Origin of the sequence: Nocardioides allogilvus (genome assembly GCF_003047285.1) — a bacterium.
Classification (GTDB): domain Bacteria; phylum Actinomycetota; class Actinomycetes; order Propionibacteriales; family Nocardioidaceae; genus Nocardioides; species Nocardioides allogilvus.
Genome location: NZ_PZYX01000025.1, coordinates 1 through 3765 on the forward strand (window position 1 = coordinate 1; position 3765 = coordinate 3765).

The 3765-nt window shown below is 66.6% G+C and carries 4 protein-coding genes; 2 read left to right on the forward strand and 2 right to left on the reverse strand.

Annotation, left to right across the window (positions count from 1 at the left end; genetic code table 11):
* Positions 1-132: 132 nt before the first annotated feature.
* The gene (locus C9J87_RS19175; protein ID WP_036493841.1) at positions 133-735 is read left to right on the forward strand and encodes a DUF305 domain-containing protein; all 603 of its coding nucleotides are present in this window, start codon (positions 133-135) and stop codon (positions 733-735) included.
* A gap of 217 nt (positions 736-952) precedes the next feature.
* Positions 953-1534: a class I SAM-dependent methyltransferase gene (locus C9J87_RS19180; RefSeq protein WP_232211541.1), complete on the forward strand. Its 582-nt coding sequence runs from the start codon at positions 953-955 to the stop codon at positions 1532-1534.
* A 194-nt stretch (positions 1535-1728) separates the two neighbouring features.
* On the opposite strand, the gene C9J87_RS19185 is transcribed toward C9J87_RS19180, so the two are convergent.
* Positions 1729-3285 (reverse strand): MFS transporter, encoded by a 1557-nt coding sequence (locus C9J87_RS19185; RefSeq protein WP_051204287.1) that lies wholly within the window; start codon positions 3283-3285, stop codon positions 1729-1731.
* A gap of 155 nt (positions 3286-3440) precedes the next feature.
* The gene (locus C9J87_RS19190) at positions 3441-3641 is read right to left on the reverse strand and encodes a DUF2933 domain-containing protein (protein ID WP_157953266.1); all 201 of its coding nucleotides are present in this window, start codon (positions 3639-3641) and stop codon (positions 3441-3443) included.
* Between the last annotated feature and the right edge of the window lie 124 nt (positions 3642-3765).

Here is a 3765-nt window from a genome sequence, read left to right on the forward strand (position 1 = left end):
TGGCTCCATCACTACAATCACCACCGCGGCCACACCGCACTCAAAGGCAAGTCACCCGCCGACCGCGTGCCCAACCTGTCCGGACAGAACACCTAGCGTGCCCATGATGAACCTTGAATGGAGAACTTGATGATGAGGAAGACGCTGGCTGCGATCGCCCTACTGGCCACCGCTGGCCTGACGCTGACTGCTTGCGCAGACGACCCGGACGGCGACGCGACGAGCAGCACCGGTAGCGACAGCACCGCCGCGTTCAACGACGCCGACGTCAACTTCGCCCAACTGATGATCCCTCACCACGAGCAGGCGATCGAGATGGCGCAGATGGCGCAGGGTCGGGCGAGCAACGGTGAGGTGCTAGAGCTCGCCGAGAGCATTGAGGCGGCTCAAGGTCCCGAGATCGAGACCCTGGAGGGCTGGCTCGAGGCGTGGGGTGAGGAAGTGACCTCCGGCGGAATGGGTGGGATGGATCACGGCGATATGGGTGACGACTCTGGTGGCGCAATGTCGGGCATGATGGACGAGGAAGAGATGAACGGCCTCATGGAGGCTTCGGGCGCCGACTGGGACCGCATGTTCCTCGAGATGATGATCGAGCACCACGAAGGCGCCGTCGAGATGGCCCAGGTGGAGGTCGATCAGGGCGAGAACCCGGACGCGGTAGCCCTGGCGGAGAAGATCATCAGTGATCAGCAGGCCGAGATCGCCCAGATGCAGCAGCTCCTCGAGTCCTAGACCACGTTCAGAGCACGAGCGCTCATCCCCTGAAGCCGGCGTCGTCGTATCGGTAGCAGGGGCAGACGGTGTCGGTCGTCGGGTAGCGCCTCCCCCCAAACCGGCGTGCCGCCGGACTGCACCGCCTTCCCCCGAGGCGAGTTCGGCGGCATGCCCCCATCCGGCGCCTGTCGGTGTCCTCGCGAACTGAACGGAAGGAAGTTCGACTGTGCCGGTCATGTCAGCCGTCGAAGTAGCGTTCTGCCGGAGCGCGCCTTGGCGGGTGCTCGCGCGCCGAGTTGTCCTGCCCTGGGCCCTTGGCGGTGAGGAGCTGACCGGTGACGTCCTGGAGATCGGCGGCGGCAGCGGCGCCATGGCCGACGGCATCGCCCAGTTGTTTCCCGACGTCCGCCTCACGGTCACCGACATCGACGACGCCATGGTGACATCTGCTCGGCACCGCCTGGCCCATCGCGGAAATGTGACCGTGCGACAGGCCGACGTCACTGCTCTGCCGTTCGGTGATGCCAGCTTCGACGCCGTCACGTCGTACCTGATGCTCCATCACGTCACCGCGTGGCGGGAGGCGCTCGGTGAGGCAGCGCGAGTGCTACGCCCGGGCGGCGCGTTCCTCGGCTACGACCTCACCGACACTCGAGCGGCGCGCCTGACCCATCGCCTTGACAGATCCCCCCATCTCCTCCTGTCCGCCGACGGGCTCCGCATCGGCCTCGCTGAGGCGGGGTTCGACGATGTCGAAGTTCGTCCTTCCGCTTCCGGCCACCTCATGCGTTTCGGAGCCAAGCGGAGTGTGGGCTAGGTGTATCCGCGCGAATGACCCTTCTCCACTTCGGGTCAATGACACCCTGACGTTTGCTTGGGAGTGCACTAAGCGGAAACGGGTGGATGCCTGGTTGACCTGCTGCGCTCTCGCGAGTGCAGAGCGGCACGTTGCCCATGTTCGAGCGACCGGCGACGTGTTCTCGGCAGATGATGTGGCCACCAACCTGCCCGCTAGGGTCGTCGATCGGGCTCCTCCTTGGCGGCCCCGTTGGGTCTTTCGGTTCGCCCAGCCGTCGGGCGCAGCATGGTGAGGGCGATGCCGGCGGCGATGAGCGCGATGACGGCGTTGACGGTGAGAGCCGTCGAGAAGCCGCGCACGAACGCCGCGTGATGCTCGTCGCTGATCGTGCGAGCGAAGGCTGCGCCGGGTCCGAACGAAGCGAGGATTGCTCCCATGATCGCGATCCCGAGGGTGAGCCCGGTGGTTTGGAACGTACTGAACACGGCGGCCGCGGAACCGTGGCCGTCAGCGTCGGTTGATCCCATGGCGGTCGCGGTGGTCGGCGCCGTGACCAGTCCGATCGCGAAGCCGGCCAGGGTCAGCCAGGGCACCAGGCTGCCGATACTCGAGTCCATGCGCAGCCCCGACAGCCCCAGGAGCGCCCCGGCGAGAAGCAGCATTCCGAGGGCGACCGGGATGCGGGGCCCGATGCGATCTGCGAGCCGGCCGGCGTACGGCCCGACGACGACAATCGTGATAGTCAGAGGCAGCAGGCCGGTGCCCGCCTCGAGTGCCGAGTAGCTGAGCACGGTTTGCAGGTACAAGGCCAGGAAGAAGAAGAGGCTGCACATCACCGAGGTGGCGAGCAGGATTTGGATGTTCGCTCCGGCGAAGGCGCGATCTTTGAACAGTGACAGTTGAAGCAGGGGCTCCGCTGTCAGCCGTTCGTGCCTTATGAAGAGCGCGAGGCAAAGGCCAGCGCCGAGAAAGAGAGCAATGCTGCGCACCGAGAGCCATCCGGCGCCGTTGGCCTGGGTGAGCCGGAGGACCAATGCGAGCAGACCCGCGCCCGAGATCACGGCACCGAGGGCGTCGAGGCGCAGGGACGGCCGCGGCGCGTGATCGTCACGCAGGACGGCGCGCGCCAGCAGCCACACACCCACGCCGACGGGAGCGTTGATCAGGAAGATCCAGCGCCAACCAAGGGAGTCGTTGATGACTGCGCCAACCAGCGGACCAAGGCCGAGCGCGCTGGCTGAGAGTCCGGCCCAGATACCTAGCGCCGTGGCGCGCTGGCTGCGCGGGAACACGTCCGCGATGATCGCCAGAGCGGTCGGAGTCACAAGCGCGGCGCCAAAGCCTTGGACGGCACGCATGACGATCAGTGACGCTCCGGAAGACGCGAGTCCAGCACCCAGCGAAGCGAGCGTGAAGATCGCAAGACCCGTCAGGTACATCCGCCGCCGACCGAAGCGATCGGCAAGCTGCCCGGCGAGGAGGATGAAGGCGGCAATCGTCAACGTGTAGACGTTGACCAGCCACTGCAGCCCCTCGAGGTTCAGGCCGAGCTGACGCTGGATCGCGGGTTGGGCAACCGCGACGGCCGTGTCGTCCAGCAGCAACAGAAAAGTCACGGCTGTCAGCCCCGTCAGCGCGAGCCAGCGCCGGCTTGTGTGCTCCTCCCTCTCGACGCTGGCGCAGTCGGGGGGTCGCTCAAGAGGCTCGTACGGTGCCGATGCCGGGGTGCCCTTGTCCTCAGTCCTTCCCCGGACCCGCCACCCGATCATGCCGACAAGGCGACCGAGCGCTCCCGAGTGCCGGTTGCCGCGGAGTCGCGGGCCGTCGGCCGCGGGAGGCGCGTCGCTTGAGCATCAGCGCCGGGGCGCCGTGTTCGGGCGTCATCGGGTGGTCGTCTACGGGCCATGGCGGGGGCTGCAGCAGATCAGTGGCAATGCCGCTGCTGGCGGGCCGGCTCGATGGATTCGTCGGGTTCGTCACTGCGACGCGACGTGTGGTCGTGTTCGGCACCAGCGTGACCGCCGTGCCCTCCCATGGCGAGCATCATCAGCGGGCAAGCCAGCAAGACGGCGTATAGCAGGGCGCTAGTCAGCGGTACGCCGACAAGCAGCAGGACGCCGAACAAGCCTGCGCCTCCAAGCAGCATGTGTTTTATGAATCGCCCCGGGTTTCGTGGAGGCTCGGTTACTTGGAACCTGCCCCGATCGGGACTGGTGTCTGAGGGTAGTGCTCGGGCGTGATCTGGGCCC

Excerpts from the sequence above, each read along its gene's own strand:
- C9J87_RS19185 (WP_051204287.1), bottom strand. The coding sequence starts at position 3,285 with ATGATCGGGTGGCGGGTCCGGGGAAGGACTGAGGACAAGGGCACCCCG.
- C9J87_RS19175 (WP_036493841.1), top strand. The coding sequence starts at position 133 with ATGAGGAAGACGCTGGCTGCGATCGCCCTACTGGCCACCGCTGGCCTG.
- C9J87_RS19180 (WP_232211541.1), top strand. The coding sequence starts at position 953 with ATGTCAGCCGTCGAAGTAGCGTTCTGCCGGAGCGCGCCTTGGCGGGTG.